The 15,934-nt window shown below is 40.2% G+C and carries 18 protein-coding genes; 13 read left to right on the top strand and 5 right to left on the bottom strand.

Features of this window, described 5'->3' with window-relative positions:
- Window positions 1-23 precede the first annotated feature (23 nt).
- The 3 genes from tmk to pabC are packed head-to-tail and all read right to left on the bottom strand — an operon-like array spanning window position 24 to window position 2,502.
- Complete coding sequence (gene tmk / locus FTU34_RS02215; RefSeq protein ID WP_180034357.1) at window positions 24-629, bottom strand: dTMP kinase; 606 nt, start codon at window positions 627-629, stop codon at window positions 24-26.
- A 9-nt stretch (window positions 630-638) separates the two neighbouring features.
- Window positions 639-1,691: an endolytic transglycosylase MltG gene (gene mltG / locus FTU34_RS02210; RefSeq protein ID WP_180034358.1), complete on the bottom strand. Its 1,053-nt coding sequence runs from the start codon at window positions 1,689-1,691 to the stop codon at window positions 639-641.
- A 1-nt stretch (window position 1,692) separates the two neighbouring features.
- Window positions 1,693-2,502, bottom strand: a complete 810-nt coding sequence (gene pabC / locus FTU34_RS02205; protein WP_180007631.1) for an aminodeoxychorismate lyase — start codon at window positions 2,500-2,502, stop codon at window positions 1,693-1,695.
- Between the two features lie 161 nt (window positions 2,503-2,663).
- Between pabC and FTU34_RS02200 the strand changes: the two genes are divergently transcribed.
- The 8 genes from FTU34_RS02200 to FTU34_RS02165 all read left to right on the top strand — a co-directional run bounded on the left by FTU34_RS02200 (window position 2,664) and on the right by FTU34_RS02165 (window position 10,733).
- Window positions 2,664-3,671: a sulfate ABC transporter substrate-binding protein gene (locus FTU34_RS02200; RefSeq protein ID WP_180034359.1), complete on the top strand. Its 1,008-nt coding sequence runs from the start codon at window positions 2,664-2,666 to the stop codon at window positions 3,669-3,671.
- Window positions 3,672-3,846: 175 nt separating this feature from the next.
- Window positions 3,847-4,860 (top strand): sulfate ABC transporter substrate-binding protein, encoded by a 1,014-nt coding sequence (locus tag FTU34_RS02195; protein WP_180034360.1) that lies wholly within the window; start codon window positions 3,847-3,849, stop codon window positions 4,858-4,860.
- Window positions 4,861-4,893: 33 nt separating this feature from the next.
- Window positions 4,894-5,499, top strand: coding sequence for an alpha/beta hydrolase (locus tag FTU34_RS02190; RefSeq protein WP_180034361.1), 606 nt, complete (start codon window positions 4,894-4,896; stop codon window positions 5,497-5,499).
- 85 nt (window positions 5,500-5,584) lie between these two features.
- The gene (cysT, locus tag FTU34_RS02185) at window positions 5,585-6,418 is read left to right on the top strand and encodes a sulfate ABC transporter permease subunit CysT (protein WP_078190342.1); all 834 of its coding nucleotides are present in this window, start codon (window positions 5,585-5,587) and stop codon (window positions 6,416-6,418) included.
- On the top strand, window positions 6,415-7,302 hold the full coding sequence (cysW, locus tag FTU34_RS02180; RefSeq protein WP_078192018.1) for a sulfate ABC transporter permease subunit CysW: 888 nt from the start codon (window positions 6,415-6,417) through the stop codon (window positions 7,300-7,302). Before cysT ends, cysW begins: the two co-directional genes overlap by 4 nt.
- Window positions 7,303-7,313: 11 nt before the next feature.
- Window positions 7,314-8,375, top strand: coding sequence for a sulfate/molybdate ABC transporter ATP-binding protein (locus FTU34_RS02175; RefSeq protein WP_111883965.1), 1,062 nt, complete (start codon window positions 7,314-7,316; stop codon window positions 8,373-8,375).
- A 55-nt stretch (window positions 8,376-8,430) separates the two neighbouring features.
- A complete protein-coding gene (locus tag FTU34_RS02170) occupies window positions 8,431-9,354 on the top strand; it encodes a CysB family HTH-type transcriptional regulator (RefSeq protein WP_078192020.1) in 924 nt (307 codons plus the stop codon).
- 164 nt (window positions 9,355-9,518) lie between these two features.
- A complete protein-coding gene (locus FTU34_RS02165) occupies window positions 9,519-10,733 on the top strand; it encodes an OmpP1/FadL family transporter (protein ID WP_180034362.1) in 1,215 nt (404 codons plus the stop codon).
- 58 nt (window positions 10,734-10,791) lie between these two features.
- Here the strand turns inward: FTU34_RS02165 and carO are convergent, their stop codons facing one another.
- Window positions 10,792-11,520: an ornithine uptake porin CarO gene (gene carO / locus FTU34_RS02160; RefSeq protein ID WP_111883964.1), complete on the bottom strand. Its 729-nt coding sequence runs from the start codon at window positions 11,518-11,520 to the stop codon at window positions 10,792-10,794.
- 374 nt (window positions 11,521-11,894) lie between these two features.
- Between carO and dapD the strand changes: the two genes are divergently transcribed.
- From dapD to FTU34_RS02135, 5 genes are all read left to right on the top strand, one after another.
- On the top strand, window positions 11,895-12,716 hold the full coding sequence (gene dapD, locus FTU34_RS02155; protein WP_078190347.1) for a 2,3,4,5-tetrahydropyridine-2,6-dicarboxylate N-succinyltransferase: 822 nt from the start codon (window positions 11,895-11,897) through the stop codon (window positions 12,714-12,716).
- Between the two features lie 112 nt (window positions 12,717-12,828).
- Window positions 12,829-13,539 carry a 7-carboxy-7-deazaguanine synthase QueE gene (gene queE / locus FTU34_RS02150; RefSeq protein WP_180034363.1) on the top strand — a complete coding sequence of 237 codons (711 nt, stop codon included), beginning with the start codon at window positions 12,829-12,831 and terminating at the stop codon, window positions 13,537-13,539.
- Between the two features lie 29 nt (window positions 13,540-13,568).
- The gene (gene queC / locus FTU34_RS02145; RefSeq protein ID WP_078190349.1) at window positions 13,569-14,240 is read left to right on the top strand and encodes a 7-cyano-7-deazaguanine synthase QueC; all 672 of its coding nucleotides are present in this window, start codon (window positions 13,569-13,571) and stop codon (window positions 14,238-14,240) included.
- A 13-nt stretch (window positions 14,241-14,253) separates the two neighbouring features.
- Window positions 14,254-14,661: a hypothetical protein gene (locus FTU34_RS02140; RefSeq protein ID WP_078192024.1), complete on the top strand. Its 408-nt coding sequence runs from the start codon at window positions 14,254-14,256 to the stop codon at window positions 14,659-14,661.
- Window positions 14,662-14,796: 135 nt separating this feature from the next.
- A complete protein-coding gene (locus FTU34_RS02135; protein ID WP_078192395.1) occupies window positions 14,797-15,255 on the top strand; it encodes a peroxiredoxin in 459 nt (152 codons plus the stop codon).
- 60 nt (window positions 15,256-15,315) lie between these two features.
- Here the strand turns inward: FTU34_RS02135 and FTU34_RS02130 are convergent, their stop codons facing one another.
- Window positions 15,316-15,915, bottom strand: coding sequence for a LysE/ArgO family amino acid transporter (locus FTU34_RS02130; RefSeq protein WP_180034364.1), 600 nt, complete (start codon window positions 15,913-15,915; stop codon window positions 15,316-15,318).
- Window positions 15,916-15,934 lie beyond the last annotated feature (19 nt).

The raw sequence follows: 15,934 nt of genomic DNA, 5'->3' as shown, positions 1-15,934 counted from the left end.
TACCTAAAGATTACTATGGCATTTTAGATCTGCGGCAAATGCAATAATGCCTGTTGAAAAACCTGTTCAGGTGTTTGCGTCGCATCAAGGCGCTTCATGCGTGCAGGCTCATTTTCATGGATTTCAGCAAAACCTGAACGCACTTTCTCAAAGAACGTTGCTTTCTCTTGTTCAAAACGGTCTAAAGCACCACGCTCTCTTGCTCTTAACATTCCTGTTTCAATCGGTGCATCAAGCCAAAAAGTAATATCCGGTATACGCGCAACAAAACTTGCATTTAAGACATTGAGCTTGTCACGATCTAAACCACGTCCTGCACATTGATAAGCAAAACTCGAATCGGCAAAACGATCACATAAAACGATTTTACCTTCTGCCAATGCAGGTAAAATCACGCGCGCCAAATGCTGTGCGCGTGCAGCATACATAAGTAACAACTCTGTATCATCACTCATTGCTTCATCATGATTGACGGCCAAAAGTAATGCACGAATTTGTTCAGCCATAGGTGTACCACCCGGCTCACGTGTAAGTACGACATTTTTACCCAAATTTTGGAAATGATCATGTAATTTACGAATGAGTGTAGTTTTACCCACACCTTCCGTGCCTTCAAAGCTAATAAACATGCTCACTCCTTAGTTTTTCGCACGAATTACAGATAAATATTCTTGTACCGCGCGGTTATGGTCTTGCAAATTACTGCTAAATTTATGGCCGCCATTTCCTGTTGCAACAAAATATATATTGTTAGATGAATCAGGATGCATTGCAGCTTCAATAGCTTTTTGACTCGGCAAAGCAATCGGTGTAGGCGGTAAGCCATTGATCGTATAAGTATTATATGCTGTAGGTGTACGTAAATCTTGGCGAGTGATATTGCCTTGGTATTTATCGCCCATGCCATAAATCACAGTTGGATCTGTTTGCAAACGCATCCCTTGTTTGAGACGACGCACAAATACACCAGACACTTGTTCAAGCTCACTATCAATACTGGTTTCTTTTTCAATAATCGATGCCATGATCAAGGCTTCATATTTATCTTTATACGGTAAATTTTGAGCTCGATTGTTCCAAGCCTGATCTAAGGCTTTGATTTGTCGGTTATACAAATCCTTCAAAATTTTGCGATCAGACTCGCCTTTTGCAAAGAAATAAGTATTCGGAGCAAATAAACCTTCTGGGTGTGAATACGGAATACCCAGTTCCTGCAAAATCTTTGAATAAGGCAGATTGCTAATGTCATGCGTTACCAATGGGTCATTTTTTAAAGCATCAATGAGTTGCTTAAATGTCGTCCCTTCGATCACTAAAATACGATTCATTTGTGCATTTTCAGAATTCGAAATCAACTCCATAACTTCTCGCACACTCATGCCTTCATGGATTTCATACACACCTGCTTTTAAGGTGTCATTGATCATGAACTTTTGGTACAACTTCAAAATAATAGGAAAATGAACTTGTTTCTCTTTGGCTAGTCTGTCAATAAATCCTGAATAGGTATCCCCTGCACCAATCGCCAACATTTGCTTTTTGCCTTCCACAGGATAGGCTTTAAACAAACTCGACCACAGTAAAATCGCCACAAGTACAACGATACCAAGTAGCACAACCAAACATGCTTTAAATGGAAAACCTGCTTTGGCAGATTTTTTCTTATTTGTTTTTTTAGACACGGTGGACATATTAACGAATCTGACTTAATTGAAGTGTTCGGAAAAGTTCAATACAAGCTTGAACATCTAACTCAACTCCATTCAGAGTTGATGCAATTTTCATGGGACTTAAGGCATTACAGAAAAAAACACTCTGAAAATGCGTAATTTCATCCATATTGACGTGACGTTGAGTACATGGAATCTGAAGCTGCTGCATCCGTTTTAAAATTTCTGCACGCATGACACCATGCACGCCATTATAACGAAGTTCGGGTGTAATCCATCCTTCATTTGTGCGAATAAAACAATTACTGCTCACACCTTCAACAACTGTACCTTGCACATCCGTCACCAAAGCTTCGCCCCATGGGGTTTGATCCAACTCTGCTTTGAGCATAACTTGTTCTAATCGATTTAAGGACTTCAAACCCACCAAACTTGGCATGGTTAACCCAATGGCTTGATGTAATACACCACTTTCGACAGTTTCGTACTCAAAATCAGCAACGGTTTTAGGGTAATAAAACACCCAAACATCTGCTGGGTGCTCAGGTAAACTATAGCCACGCTGACCAATACCACGACTCAACACAATTTTTAAAGTGCCATTGACGACATCTTGTTTACGTAACAATTTTAAAGTGTCTTCAATAAGGTTTAAATCTGCATTTAGCTTTAATCGCTCATTGCTCAGTTTTAATCGTGCAATATGCAAAGCTAAAAGTTCTATTTGTCCTTGGCGAATACGTGCCGTGCTAAAACAGCCATCGCCATAGTGAAAGGCGCGATCAAGTAAATTAACTTGTTCTATTTGCTGCGCATTTTTAAAACACTGCATACGTCGTCATCCCAATTACATCACTTTATTTTAAAAAATAATCGCTCAGCATATATTTCTTTTTTGTTCATATTAAATTCTTTTTTAATTATTTTTTCTGCATTAAAACTACAGATATTCTTGCCTGATCCAACAAAAAATGTATAAAAATTGAGGACAACATGAATCTATCGAAATTAAAACTTGGGGTTTTGGCTGCATTCATTTCTGCCACAGTATTTAGTGCATCTGCCAAAGATTTCTTAAATGTGTCATATGATCCAACCCGTGAATTGTATGACAACTTCAATAAAGACTTTAGTGTTTATTGGAAAAAAACCACAGGCCAAGACATTAACTTTAAACAATCTCATGGTGGCTCAGGCAAACAGGCTCGTGCAGTTATTGATGGTCTAGATGCCGATGTTGTTACGTTGGCTTTGGCTGCTGATATTGATGAAATTGCTGCACGTGGTTTAGTTGCAAAAGACTGGCAAAAAAAATTCCCGCAAAACTCAACGCCATATACATCGACCATTGTGTTCTTAGTGCATAAAGGCAACCCGAAAGGCATTAAAGACTGGGGCGATTTAATTAAACCGGGTGTCGACATTATTACCCCGAACCCAAAAACATCGGGTGGTGCGCGCTGGAACTATCTAGCAGCGTGGGCTTGGGCAAAACATCAAGCAGGTGGTAATGATGCAAAAGCCCAAGAATTTGTCCGTCAAATTTATAAGCAAACCAAAGTCCTCGACTCAGGCGCACGTGGTGCAACAACTACATTCGCTGAACGTGGTATTGGTGACGTGTTATTGGCTTGGGAAAATGAAGCACATTTGGCAGTTCGTGAACAGCCGGGTAAGTTTGAGATTGTGACCCCTTCATTTTCTATCTTGGCCGAGCCACCTGTTGCGATTGTAGAAAAAAATGCCAAGAAAGATGGCAATGAAAATTTAGCCAAAGCGTATTTAAATTATCTGTACTCACCTGCAGGTCAAACTATTGCCGCACAGAACTATTATCGTCCACGTAATGCGGCAGTTTTAGCAAAATATAAAAATGTTTTTAAACCTTTAAAACTCGTCACGATTGATAAAGAGTTTGGTGGTTGGAGCAAAGTGCAGAAAAAACATTTTGAAAATGGTGGTGTCTTTGATCAAATCGTGAAGATCAATAATTCAAAATAATGCTTTAAATACTGAAAAGCATCTTCCTTTCGCATAAGGTCGATGCTTTTTTTCGTAGACACACTTATTATCTTTTTTATTCATATAAAATTCGTTTTTAATTATTTTTTATGCATAAAGATTGGCGCTATTCTTCATCCATGTTACAGACTAAGTAAAAATTATTAAGGTTCACATGAGTCTTTCCGCAAAATTAAAATTGGGTGTTCTTGCAGCAGTCATCTCGACGGTTTCTTTTGGCGCAGCTGCGAAAGATTTTTTAAACGTATCTTACGACCCAACGCGTGAACTCTATGAAAGTGTGAATAAAGACTTCAGCAAATATTGGGAAAGCCGTACAGGTCAAAAAATTAATTTTAAACAATCTCATGGTGGTTCAGGCAAACAAGCGCGTGCAGTCATTGATGGCTTAGATGCCGATGTAGTGACTTTAGCACTTGCAGCGGATATTGATGTGATTGCAGAAAAAGCCAAACTTTTACCTGCAGATTGGCAGAAGAAACTTCCACAAAACTCAACGCCATATACCTCAACGATTGTATTCTTAGTCCGTAAAGGCAACCCCAAAGCAGTTAAAGATTGGGGCGATCTAGTTAAACCAGGCGTGGGTATTATCACTCCAAATCCGAAAACCTCAGGCGGTGCACGTTGGAACTATTTAGCTGCATGGGCTTGGGCAAAACATCAAGCGGGTGGTAATGATACAACGGCTCAAGAATTTGTCCGTAAGATTTATAAAAACACCAAAGTACTCGATTCAGGCGCACGTGGTTCGACTACGACCTTTGCTGAACGTGGCATTGGTGATGTATTACTGGCTTGGGAAAATGAAGCACATTTAGCGATTCGTGAACAACCGGGTAAATTTGAAATTGTGACCCCTTCACTTTCAATTTTAGCTGAGCCACCTGTTGCTGTTTTAGAAAAAAATGCAGAGAAAAAAGGCAATCTTTATTTAGCCAAAGGTTATTTAAACTTCCTTTATTCACCACGTGGTCAGCAAATCGCAGCTCAGAACTTTTACCGTCCACGTAACGCTATAACGCTTGCACAATACGCGTCAGTCTTTAAGCCACTTAAACTCGTAACCATTGATAAAGAATTTGGTGGTTGGGATAAAGTCCAAAAAGCACACTTTGAAAATGGCGGCGTGTTTGACCAAATCGTCAAAGCCAACAATGGAAAATAAGACCATTCATTGACTGAATCAGGAGAACTTGACATGACACATACAGTAATTGTCCCGGGTGTAGGCGGTAGTGAACACGCACATTGGCAATCTTGGTTACAACGTCAGCTCATGTCTAGCTCTCGTGTTCAGCAAAAAGACTGGAATCATCCTGTACTCAAGGACTGGATTAAACAATTCGTTCAAACCGTACGACCTTTACAGGGTGAAATTCAAATTGTGGCGCATAGCTTTGGTTGTTTAACCACGGTGGCAGCATTGGCCTTGTATCCAGAACTCAATAAAAAAATCAAAAATTTAGTTTTGGTTGCGCCAGCCAATCCAGCACGCTTTGGAGAAAAAGGCTTTGCACGCGACAGTACAACGGATTACAAAGCTTTTTTTCATCAGCTGAGTATTCGTGTGCCGACAACGATGTTGATTAGTGAAAATGATCCTTGGCTTGGCTTTGAAGATGCAAAACAACTTGCTGATGCTTGGAAGCTTTACCCTGTGAATATGGGTGCTGTAGGACACATTAATGTTGCATCAGGTTTTGGACCGTTTCCTGAAATTTTCAATTACTTAATTTCAGAAAACCACATGAAACATATCAGCTTTACTGATGAAAACAAGTATTTATTTCAATTTGCTTTTTAAGTACTGAGCATTAAGCTTGTCGCAAAATCATTTATTCAATTTTGCTGACCTTTTAAGTCAGCTTTTCTCATTTTGAGGAGTCAACATGTCGCAGCGATCCCGAGTGCTGCCAGGATTTGGTCTTTCTCTAGGCTTTACCCTAGCGTATTTATCCTTAATTGTGCTCATTCCCCTTTCGGCCGTATTTATTAAATCTTTAGGTATCGGTTGGGATGGACTATGGGAAATTTTAAGCTCAGAACGTATTTTAAAATCGTTACAACTGAGTTTTAGTGCCGCCATTATTGCTGCGTTAGTCAATGTGGTTTTTGGTTTGCTCTTAGCATGGTGTTTGGTTCGTTATACCTTCCCGGGTAAACGTATTGTCGATGCTTTGGTTGATTTACCTTTTGCATTGCCAACTGCCGTTGCGGGTATTGCATTAACTTCGTTATATGCACCGACTGGTTGGATCGGTCAGTACCTTGAACCCATTGGCATTAAAGTCGCATATACCCCGATCGGTATTACCTTGGCTCTCATCTTTATTGGTATTCCTTTTGTGGTTCGCACTGTACAGCCTGTACTGAGTGATCTAGAAACTGAACTTGAAGAAGCAGCTTCGGCACTGGGCGCAAACCGCTTTCAGATCGTGACCAAAGTGATCTTACCTATTCTATTTCCAGCGCTGTTAACAGGTTTTGCTTTGGCATTTGCTCGTGGTGTGGGTGAATATGGATCGGTGATTTTTATCGCAGGTAACCAACCCTTCAAGACTGAAATTGCCCCATTGATGATTATCTCTCGCCTTGAGGAATATGATTATGCAGGTGCGACCACGATTGCTGTTGTGATGCTGGTGATTTCTTTTGCCATTTTATTCTTAATTAACTTGGTTCAAGCATGGGCAAGTCGCCGTACAGGGAGAACTGCACGATGAATACGAACAGTAATGCGCTTGCGGAAAAATTACAGTCGCGTGATGCAACGCGTGAACCGACATGGGTTCGTTATACCCTAATCATCATTGCTTTAATTTTCTTCTTAAGCTGCCTGATTCTGCCATTGGTTTTGGTTTTCGTTGAAGCCTTTAAACAAGGTGTTGGCGTTTACTTCCAAGCACTGGTACATCCAGATACATTATCAGCAGTAAAACTTACGCTACTGACAGCTGTGATTGCCGTACCGTTAAACGTTGTCTTTGGTGTAGCTGCGGCATGGTCTGTTGCCAAGTTTAATTTCCGTGGTAAATCTATTTTAACCACGATTATTGATATGCCATTTTCAGTCTCTCCAGTCATTGCAGGCTTAATGTTGGTACTGATTTTTGGTACTCAAGGTTGGTTAGGCGGCTGGCTGATGGATAACGACATCAAAATTTTATATGCCGTTCCAGCCATTGTCCTTGCTACTGTGTTTATTACCGTTCCTTTTGTGGCACGTGAGTTGATTCCATTAATGGAAGCTCAAGGGACAGAGGAAGAAGAAGCAGCTATCGTATTGGGTGCTTCAGGCTGGCAGACTTTCTGGAAAGTGACACTTCCAAATATCAAATGGGGCTTAATCTACGGCGTGATTCTATGTAATGCACGTGCAATGGGTGAGTTTGGTGCTGTTTCTGTAGTTTCAGGTCACATTCGTGGCGAAACCAATACCTTACCGCTACACGTAGAAATCCTTTATAACGAATATACCTTTAGTGCTGCTTTTGCTGTGTCTTCACTATTAGCGCTCTTGGCGATTGTGACCCTGATTTTAAAAACATGGGTTGAACTACGTCAGGAACGACAAGACAAGCGTAAAGAAGATTCACAAGTTTCTTAAGGAATGACCTCATGAGTATTCAAGTAAAAAATATTGAAAAACACTTTGGTGCATTCCATGCACTTAAAAATATCTCTTTAGATTTCCCTGATGGCCAGCTCGTTGCGCTGCTTGGCCCATCTGGCTGTGGTAAAACCACCCTGCTCCGTATCATTGCAGGACTTGAATCTGCCGATAGCGGTCAAGTCATTCTAGAAGGTGAAGATGCCACTAAAGTTCATGTCCGTGAACGTGAAGTTGGTTTTGTATTCCAACATTATGCACTATTCCGTCATATGACCGTATTTGACAACATTGCTTTTGGTTTACGCGTACGCCCACGTGCAACACGCCCATCTGAAGCAGAGATCAAAAAACGGGTTACTCGTTTGCTTGATCTTGTTCAGCTTGGCTTCTTGGCTGACCGTTACCCAGCTCAGCTTTCAGGTGGTCAACGTCAACGTATTGCCTTAGCGCGTGCTTTAGCGGTTGAACCGCGTGTGTTATTACTGGATGAACCTTTTGGTGCATTGGATGCCAAAGTTCGTAAAGAATTACGCCGCTGGTTACGTACCTTACATGACGAACTCCACATCACCTCTATTTTCGTGACCCATGACCAAGAAGAAGCGCTTGAAGTGGCCGATCAAATCATTGTGATGAATAAAGGCAACGTAGAACAGATTGGCTCGCCACGTGAAGTTTATGAAAAACCTGCAACACCATTTGTATTTGACTTTTTAGGTCAAGCCAACCGTTTTGAAGGTCAAAATAGCAATGGCCTTATTCAAATTGGTGAAGACCGAATTTTGTTGCCACAAAATGCCAATGCACCGCAAGGCAATGTCATTGCCTTTGCTCGTCCGGATGAACTGCGTATTCATGCACAGCCGCAAGAAAATGCCATCCAAGCGACTTTTGTACGTGAGCTTTGGATTGCAGGTAAAGTCATTGCTGAACTGCATGACCGCCAAGGCAATCTGATCGAAATTTCATTAACGGCTGATGAAGCGAAAGCGCATCAATTCCGCCCAAATCAAACGGTATGGTTAAGTGCAACAAACTTGCATTTATTTGAAAACCAAGTTGCATAAAACAAAAAGTTGGGGCCGTCACAAGCCCCACTTGCTTTTAAGGTAAAATAAAATTATGAATTTCCAACAATTAAGAATTATTCGAGAAACCGTACGTCAGAATTTTAATTTAACAGAAGCATCTGCTGCACTTTACACTTCGCAGTCAGGCGTGAGTAAACACATCAAAGATCTAGAAGATGAACTTGGTGTACAGCTGTTCATCCGTAAAGGTAAACGTCTACTCGGTTTAACCGAACCAGGCCAGTCATTATTGGGTATCGTTGAACGCATGCTCGTGGATGCTGACAATATTAAACGTCTGGCAGATGACTTTAACAAAGTAGATGAAGGGACATTGACGATTGCTACCACACATACGCAAGCACGTTATGTCTTGCCGCCGATTGTGAACCAATTTAAAAAAGAATTTCCAAAAGTTCATCTAATTTTGCAACAAGCAAGCCCTATTGAAATTACAGAAATGCTCCTTCAAGGTGAAGCGGATATCGGGATCGCAACCGAATCATTAACCAATGAAGATAACCTGGCAAGCGTGCCTTACTACAACTGGCAACACAGCATCATTACGCCTAAAGAGCACCCACTGACCCAAAAATCAAATATCACCATTGAAGATTTATCGAACTATCCAATTATTACCTATCACGGTGGTTTTACAGGTCGTTCAAAAATTGATAAAGCCTTTGAAGATTCAGGCTTTGATGTTGATATCGTGATGTCCGCACTTGATGCAGACGTTATTAAAACCTATGTTGAACTTAATATGGGAGTGGGTATTGTCAACGATGTGGCATATGACCCAGAACGAGATTACCGTTTAAAACAAATTCCAACCGATATTTTCGGGGTCAATACCACTTGGATTGCTGTTCGCAAAGGACATTTGCTACGCGGTTATGGCTATGAGTTTATTTCTTTATGCTCACCAGATGCTGACATCAAAGCGTTGAAAAAAGTCGCTTACCCAGAAGACTGATATCCCAATTGACGAATTAAAGAGGACACATGCTGTCCTCTTTTTTATTGGTAAATTCATATTTTATCTAAGTTTTCTTGGCTTTATTTTTAATTGTGATTAAAATACGTTCAACACAATAAAAATTAAAACTTCATCACTTCCGACCCATAAGCCAGGACTTTATGAAAAATCAATTCGTCGCAGTGGCAGTCGGTATCATCTGCCCCATACAAATCATGTATGCAGCAGGGATAGAAAACTCAGATCAATCGATCTCGGCCTTTCTTGAACCCGGAAATTATACTGAAGTCAGTTTGGCTTATGTCGATGCTCAAGTGGGCGGCAAAGTTCAAAACCAAGGTTTAATTAGTGAACTAGGCGTAACTGATTTTTCTACAGGGAATCTCGCCCATCAACAATTTTCTGGGAAATTTGCACTTAAAATTCAACCGCATGAAAATATTTCTGCGGGGGTGATTTATGAACAACCCTTTCATACCGATATCAGTTATCAATATAGTCCACGCTTACCAGATGGCTCAAATATCGATATTGAAAGCGCCGATATTAACTTTAGAACGCATAACCTAACTGGGCTGGTAGGCTATCAACCCAATAAAAATTGGAATATTTATAGCGGTTTAAGCCTACAAACATTTAAGGGTGATTTAAAAATTTCTGGACAACAATATGCTGCTCTCAATGGCTACCATGCCGATTTTAAACAAGATGAAGCGCTTGGTTGGCTGCTCGGATTCAGTTATCAAATCCCTGAATATGCTATTAAAACTAGCCTAACCTATCGTTCAAAAATCAAACATAAAAATAAGACCTCTGAATCAACTTTATATTCAAATGGTCCTTTTCAATTAGTACTTGACACCCATACCTCAATTCAAACGCCACCAAGCGTCAATTTTGATTTTCAAACAGCCATTAGCCCACACAATGTTGTATATGGCACAGTTCGGTGGATTAATTGGAAAGATTTCAACATTCAGCCACCGCAGTTTAATGCCGTGCTTCAATACACAGCACTCGATCCACAATACCGTGATTTAACTGATATCCAATTGGTGGAATATCAGAAAGATCAATGGTCAGGAAAGTTAGGGATTGCACATCAATTGAATCCGAGTTGGCTCGCTGCTGCAGAGTTTATTTGGGACAACGGGACAGGAAATCCGGCGTCGACCTTAAACCCAAGTGATGGCTATCGAGGTTTAGGTTTAGGTATGATGCATAAATTTAACCCGAACAATTTTCTAGCGACTGGCCTGTATTATATGAAACTCTCAAAACCATCTAATGCTGAAACATCGCATATTTCAGGTCTTGCAAGTGTCTCAGACAATGATGCCATGATCTATGGTCTGAAATTTGGTCACACATTTTAAACGCTTTCTAAAAACAAAAAAAACGAGCCGAAGCTCGTTTTTTTATTTCAGTAAGAACTTACCAATGGTAGCTCACACCTACTTTACCTACTGGAAGCCATTGATATTTATCATCTTCACGGATTTTTTGCTCTTCTGCTCGTAAATCTGCAGATGCATTACCACCAGCAGCATTAACAAATGTACCAGATTTATCTAAGTCAACTGCTGGATTACCTGTGTAGTAAGCACCCACTTCACCAAAGACACCCCAGTTTTTATTTAATTTAGGCGCAAAACCCAAACCTACATACGGTGCAATATCATTTTCGTAAGACATGTTTCCGTTAACAGATCCGTTATACGAATAATTTGTACCATTGATTTTAATTGTGCCATCTTTAGAACGTTTAGTTAGATCATATTCGTTATCAATATAACCCACCCCTGCTGCAACGTATAAACCTTGTGCCCATGGATTTGCACTTGCTCCCCAAGGACGAATCTCAGCATTCAAATACGCAGTGCTATTTTCCATATCTAGATCGTACTTTGTACCATCAATAGAAACATCATCTGTCCACGAAATATCACCACCGTTATAACCTAATGCAAGGCCGACGTATGGATTCGCAGTCCAAAGTAACGCACCACCATAACCCGTCGTACCCACTTCTAGACGAGCGCCAGTTGGGATAAGTTGGTTTTGATCAAATGCATAGCCATCATGAACTACAGAGGTATCTGCCATTGCAGTACCTGCAGCAGTAAGTAGAGCAGCTACTGTTAATAAACGTAATGATTTCATGTGTTTCTCCTCAAAATAAACTGTTATTCAGATTTTACAGACTTGTTATATGGCACATGTTAAAAGGAAAAACAGCTCAACATTTATGCAAATTTACTGATTTTTTGTTAACTTTTGATACATTTAGATTTTAATATTGATTAATAAAGAGTTTTTGTTTCATTTTTTTAAATATAATAATGATGTTAAGGAATAATTCTGTATATTTTGCGTATTTTTTATACAAACCTTATGAAAATGCTAAATTCATCACTCTTAATTTCTTGGATTTAGTGCTTGCTTAATAATTAATTCCGATCCTAGGCCGATTTACCATCTATTTTTAACTCGATTTAGTGTAAAATCTTGGAAAATTTTTTTCTGGATGGAAGAACATGTCTCAGCTTTCAACAATCATTGAACAAGCGTTTGAAGACCGTGCTAATTTCACTGCAGCTGACTGTCCTGCTGAAGTACGTGCAGCAGTAGAAGAAGTGATCGCTGGCCTAGATAACGGTACATTACGTGTTGCTGAAAAAATTGATGGTGAATGGATTGTTCATCAATGGGTGAAAAAAGCCGTTTTGCTTTCATTCAAATTGAACGACAACAAACCAATGGAAGCTTGTGACTTACGCTTCTATGACAAAGTTGATACTAAGTTCTCTGACTGGACTGAAGAACAATTTAAAGCTGCTGGTGTACGTGTAGTACCACCTGCTGTAGCACGTAAAGGTTCTTTCCAAGCAAAAAATGTTGTATTGATGCCTTCATATGTCAATATTGGTGCATATGTTGACGAAGGTACTATGGTTGATACATGGGCAACCGTTGGTTCATGTGCTCAAATTGGTAAAAATGTTCACTTATCTGGTGGCGTTGGTATTGGTGGTGTTCTTGAACCACTTCAAGCGAACCCAACAATCATTGAAGACAATTGCTTTATTGGCGCGCGTTCTGAGATCGTTGAAGGTGTGATCGTAGAAGAAGGTTCTGTGATTTCAATGGGCGTATTTATTGGTCAATCGACTAAGATTTATGACCGTGAAACTGGCGAAATCCATTACGGTCGTGTTCCTGCTGGCTCTGTTGTGGTTTCTGGCAGCCTGCCTTCTAAATGCGGTAAATACAGCCTATATGCTGCAGTAATCGTGAAAAAAGTTGACGCGAAAACTCGTGCGAAAACAAGCTTGAACGAATTATTACGCGAAGACTAAGTTTTATTTCAGCGGAGCATTCGTGTTCCGTGGAGCTTCTATCGCTCCTCGTCTCTACGGTTAGCAATAATCGTAGAGATTTTTTGTTTTTTTATATCTGGTTAATTTTGTTATGAGTACCCTTCGATCTTCCGCTATTCCTGTTTCTGATCCGTCTGCGGGTTTACGTATTACGGAGATTTTTTATTCATTGCAAGGTGAAGCCAATACCGCAGGTTTGCCTACGGTCTTTATCCGCTTAACGGGCTGTCCGTTACGTTGCACTTATTGTGATACGACCTATTCGTTTGAAGGCGGTGAACGCCAATCATTAGAAGAAATTATTCAAACCACTTTAGATTTTAAAACCCCTTATATTTGCGTGACGGGTGGTGAGCCGCTTGCTCAACCGAACGCCCTTCCCCTCATGACTCGTCTGGCCGATTTAGGCTGCGAAGTTTCTTTAGAAACAAGTGGTGCTTTAGACGTGTCTAAAGTTGACCCACGTGTTTCAAAGGTTATGGATTTAAAAACCCCGACATCGGGTGAAGTTGCACGAAACTTGCTTAGCAACTTCGACCATTTAACAGCGCATGATCAGATCAAATTTGTAATTTGTAATCGTGAAGACTATGAATGGTCAAAACAGCAAGTTGAGCGCTATAAGCTAAACGAAAAAGTTAGCACCATTTGGTTCTCTCCGGCCTTTGCCATTGAAAAAGGTGCTGTTCGTTTGCCTCAGCTTGCACGTGATTTAGCACAATGGATTTTAGAAGACCATCTCCCTGTTCGCTTCCAATTGCAATTACATAAGTTGCTTTGGAACGATGAAACTGGTCGTTAAGTTTTAAAGAATTATTTGGAGTAATGCATATGCGCCCTCGTGCCATAGTTTTATTGTCTGGCGGCTTAGACTCAACCACTTGTTTAGCTTGGGCTCAAGCACGTTATGAATGTATCGCCTTGAGTTTTATGTATGGTCAACGTTCTACGACAGAACTGGATGCTGCTCGTGAGTTAACTAAGCAGGCTGGTGTAGAACATCGTGTCATTAATATCGATTTAGGTAACTTAGGTGGCTCTGCGTTAACTGACCATAGCATTGAAGTTCCTGATCATGAACAAGCCGGTATTCCTGTAACTTATGTACCAGCGCGTAACACGATTTTCTTGTCATATGCTTTAGCTGCGGCGGAAGTTTTTGGTGCAGAAGCGATTGTGATTGGTATCAATGCAGTTGATTACTCAGGCTATCCAGACTGTCGTCCAGAGTTTATCGAAGCATTTGCCAACATGGCTCGCCTTGCAACAAAGGTTGGCGTTGAAGGAAAACCACTTAAATTTGAAACACCTCTGTTACATTTATCCAAAGCAAATATCATTCGCTTAGGTATAGAACATGGCGTAGACTACAGTCAAACGGTGTCTTGCTATCAAGCAGATGACCAAGGTCGTGCTTGCGGTAAATGCGATAGCTGCCGTCTTCGTAAACAAGGTTTCGTTGACGCAGGTGTTGAAGATCCGACACGTTACATACCGAAATAACAAGGTAGGGTTTATGAAAAATTTAAAATCAAACATTATTCTTTCTGCTGCTTTCTCTGCAGCTGCATTGTTTGCTTCAGTTGCACACGCTGACAACGACAAGCTTCAACAAGCATATAAGAGCACTAACGTAAAATCTTCGTTAATTAATGTTTGTAAAGAAGAAACTGGCAAAGGTAAAAAACTAACTGCCGCTGAAGTTAGCAAATACTGTACTTGTGCTGTTGAAGCAGATGGTCGTTTAACCAATGCTCAAAAATGGGAAATCCAAAGCACAATCAACCAGAAGAAAAGCCCTGCAACACTCGCTTTTGTTCAAAAACAAAATAAAGACCTTCAAGCATGTTTCGGTCCTCAGTTAACAGGTAAATTAAAAAATTTAACTGAAGAAGCAATGAAATCTGCTCAAGCGAAAAAATAATTTTTCGTCTTAAAAAAGCCTGCAATTGCAGGCTTTTTTATTGCTTTAAGTTCAAAGTAAATTCTGTATGATGGTCATATTTCACATACTTTGTTTAAGCCCGTTTAGGGATAAGACATGAAAAAGGAAATCTTCATGACTGAAATTAGCTTACCAAATCAAACCTTTCCAACAACGACTGGTGAAGTCAACCTTGCAGAACTAAATAATGACTGGCTGATCGTCTACTTCTATCCTAAAGATTCAACACCGGGTTGTACGACGCAAGCCATTGGGTTTTCATGCTTAAAAGATCAGTTTGATGCGCTTAATACCCCAATCTACGGCATTTCTCGTGACTCGGTTAAAGCCCATCAAAACTTCACTGAAAAGCAAAATCTAAGCATTGATTTAATCAGTGATAAAGAAGAAGTGCTATGTCAGCATTTTGACGTGATTAAAGAAAAAAATATGTATGGCAAAAAGGTCATGGGCATCGAACGTTCAACCTTTATTTTCCATCATGGCAAGCTGGTAAAAGAATATCGTAAAGTTAAAGCCGCAGGCCATGCAGAACAAGTCTTAGAAGATTTAAAAGCATTACAAGCAGCATAAAAGTAATGATTTGAGCCCGCTCCTTTAGGAATGGGCTCAAACTTAATAAGAAGCTTCTAACTAGAGCAATAATGAAATTGCAATTCCCCACATCACAACGCCAATAATAAAGTCTAAAACTTTCCATGCCTTTGCACTTTGGAAGAGCGGTAATAAATAGCGCGCGCCAAATCCGAGGACAAAGAAAAATACCCATGAAGCTGTAATTGCCCCAATCGCAAAATATACGGCTGTCGATTCAAACTTCGTGGAAATAGATCCAATCAGCACAACCGTATCGAGATACACATGTGGATTTAACCACGTTAAAGCCAAGCAAATCAGTACCAGTTTCAATAATTTGGTTTCATTCTTCTCACTGGGCGCTAAACTGCTCGAAGTTTTAAAGGCTTGCAGAAAATGCTGTGCCCCATAAACTGTTAAAAACGTTGCGCCTAAATATTTCGCTCCACTCACAATTTCCGGATGACTTTCAACCAATTGGGAGAATCCGAGCACTCCCAATAAGATGAGTATCGAATCAGAAGCTGCGCAAATAGCACAAAGCCAAAAGACATACTGCTTTTTTAACCCCTGCTTAAGAATAAACGCATTTTGCGCACCAATCGCGATAATTAGGCTAAATCCAATTGCGAGCCCTTGCATATAACTGTGCAACATTTTTTAACTACACTTTCAA

The sequence above is a fragment of the Acinetobacter sp. YH12094 genome (assembly GCF_013419295.1).
Lineage (GTDB): Bacteria > Pseudomonadota > Gammaproteobacteria > Pseudomonadales > Moraxellaceae > Acinetobacter > Acinetobacter amyesii.
This window is presented reverse-complemented; position numbering and strand designations above follow the sequence as displayed.

What these genes read in the sequence shown, in the direction of transcription:
- tmk (WP_180034357.1), bottom strand. Translation starts at nt 629, where the DNA reads ATGTTTATTAGCTTTGAAGGCACGGAAGGTGTGGGTAAAACTACACTC.
- mltG (WP_180034358.1), bottom strand. Translation starts at nt 1,691, where the DNA reads ATGTCCACCGTGTCTAAAAAAACAAATAAGAAAAAATCTGCCAAAGCA.
- pabC (WP_180007631.1), bottom strand. Translation starts at nt 2,502, where the DNA reads ATGCAGTGTTTTAAAAATGCGCAGCAAATAGAACAAGTTAATTTACTT.
- FTU34_RS02200 (WP_180034359.1), top strand. Translation starts at nt 2,664, where the DNA reads ATGAATCTATCGAAATTAAAACTTGGGGTTTTGGCTGCATTCATTTCT.
- FTU34_RS02195 (WP_180034360.1), top strand. Translation starts at nt 3,847, where the DNA reads ATGAGTCTTTCCGCAAAATTAAAATTGGGTGTTCTTGCAGCAGTCATC.
- FTU34_RS02190 (WP_180034361.1), top strand. Translation starts at nt 4,894, where the DNA reads ATGACACATACAGTAATTGTCCCGGGTGTAGGCGGTAGTGAACACGCA.
- cysT (WP_078190342.1), top strand. Translation starts at nt 5,585, where the DNA reads ATGTCGCAGCGATCCCGAGTGCTGCCAGGATTTGGTCTTTCTCTAGGC.
- cysW (WP_078192018.1), top strand. Translation starts at nt 6,415, where the DNA reads ATGAATACGAACAGTAATGCGCTTGCGGAAAAATTACAGTCGCGTGAT.
- FTU34_RS02175 (WP_111883965.1), top strand. Translation starts at nt 7,314, where the DNA reads ATGAGTATTCAAGTAAAAAATATTGAAAAACACTTTGGTGCATTCCAT.
- FTU34_RS02170 (WP_078192020.1), top strand. Translation starts at nt 8,431, where the DNA reads ATGAATTTCCAACAATTAAGAATTATTCGAGAAACCGTACGTCAGAAT.
- FTU34_RS02165 (WP_180034362.1), top strand. Translation starts at nt 9,519, where the DNA reads ATGAAAAATCAATTCGTCGCAGTGGCAGTCGGTATCATCTGCCCCATA.
- carO (WP_111883964.1), bottom strand. Translation starts at nt 11,520, where the DNA reads ATGAAATCATTACGTTTATTAACAGTAGCTGCTCTACTTACTGCTGCA.
- dapD (WP_078190347.1), top strand. Translation starts at nt 11,895, where the DNA reads ATGTCTCAGCTTTCAACAATCATTGAACAAGCGTTTGAAGACCGTGCT.
- queE (WP_180034363.1), top strand. Translation starts at nt 12,829, where the DNA reads ATGAGTACCCTTCGATCTTCCGCTATTCCTGTTTCTGATCCGTCTGCG.
- queC (WP_078190349.1), top strand. Translation starts at nt 13,569, where the DNA reads ATGCGCCCTCGTGCCATAGTTTTATTGTCTGGCGGCTTAGACTCAACC.
- FTU34_RS02140 (WP_078192024.1), top strand. Translation starts at nt 14,254, where the DNA reads ATGAAAAATTTAAAATCAAACATTATTCTTTCTGCTGCTTTCTCTGCA.
- FTU34_RS02135 (WP_078192395.1), top strand. Translation starts at nt 14,797, where the DNA reads ATGACTGAAATTAGCTTACCAAATCAAACCTTTCCAACAACGACTGGT.
- FTU34_RS02130 (WP_180034364.1), bottom strand. Translation starts at nt 15,915, where the DNA reads ATGTTGCACAGTTATATGCAAGGGCTCGCAATTGGATTTAGCCTAATT.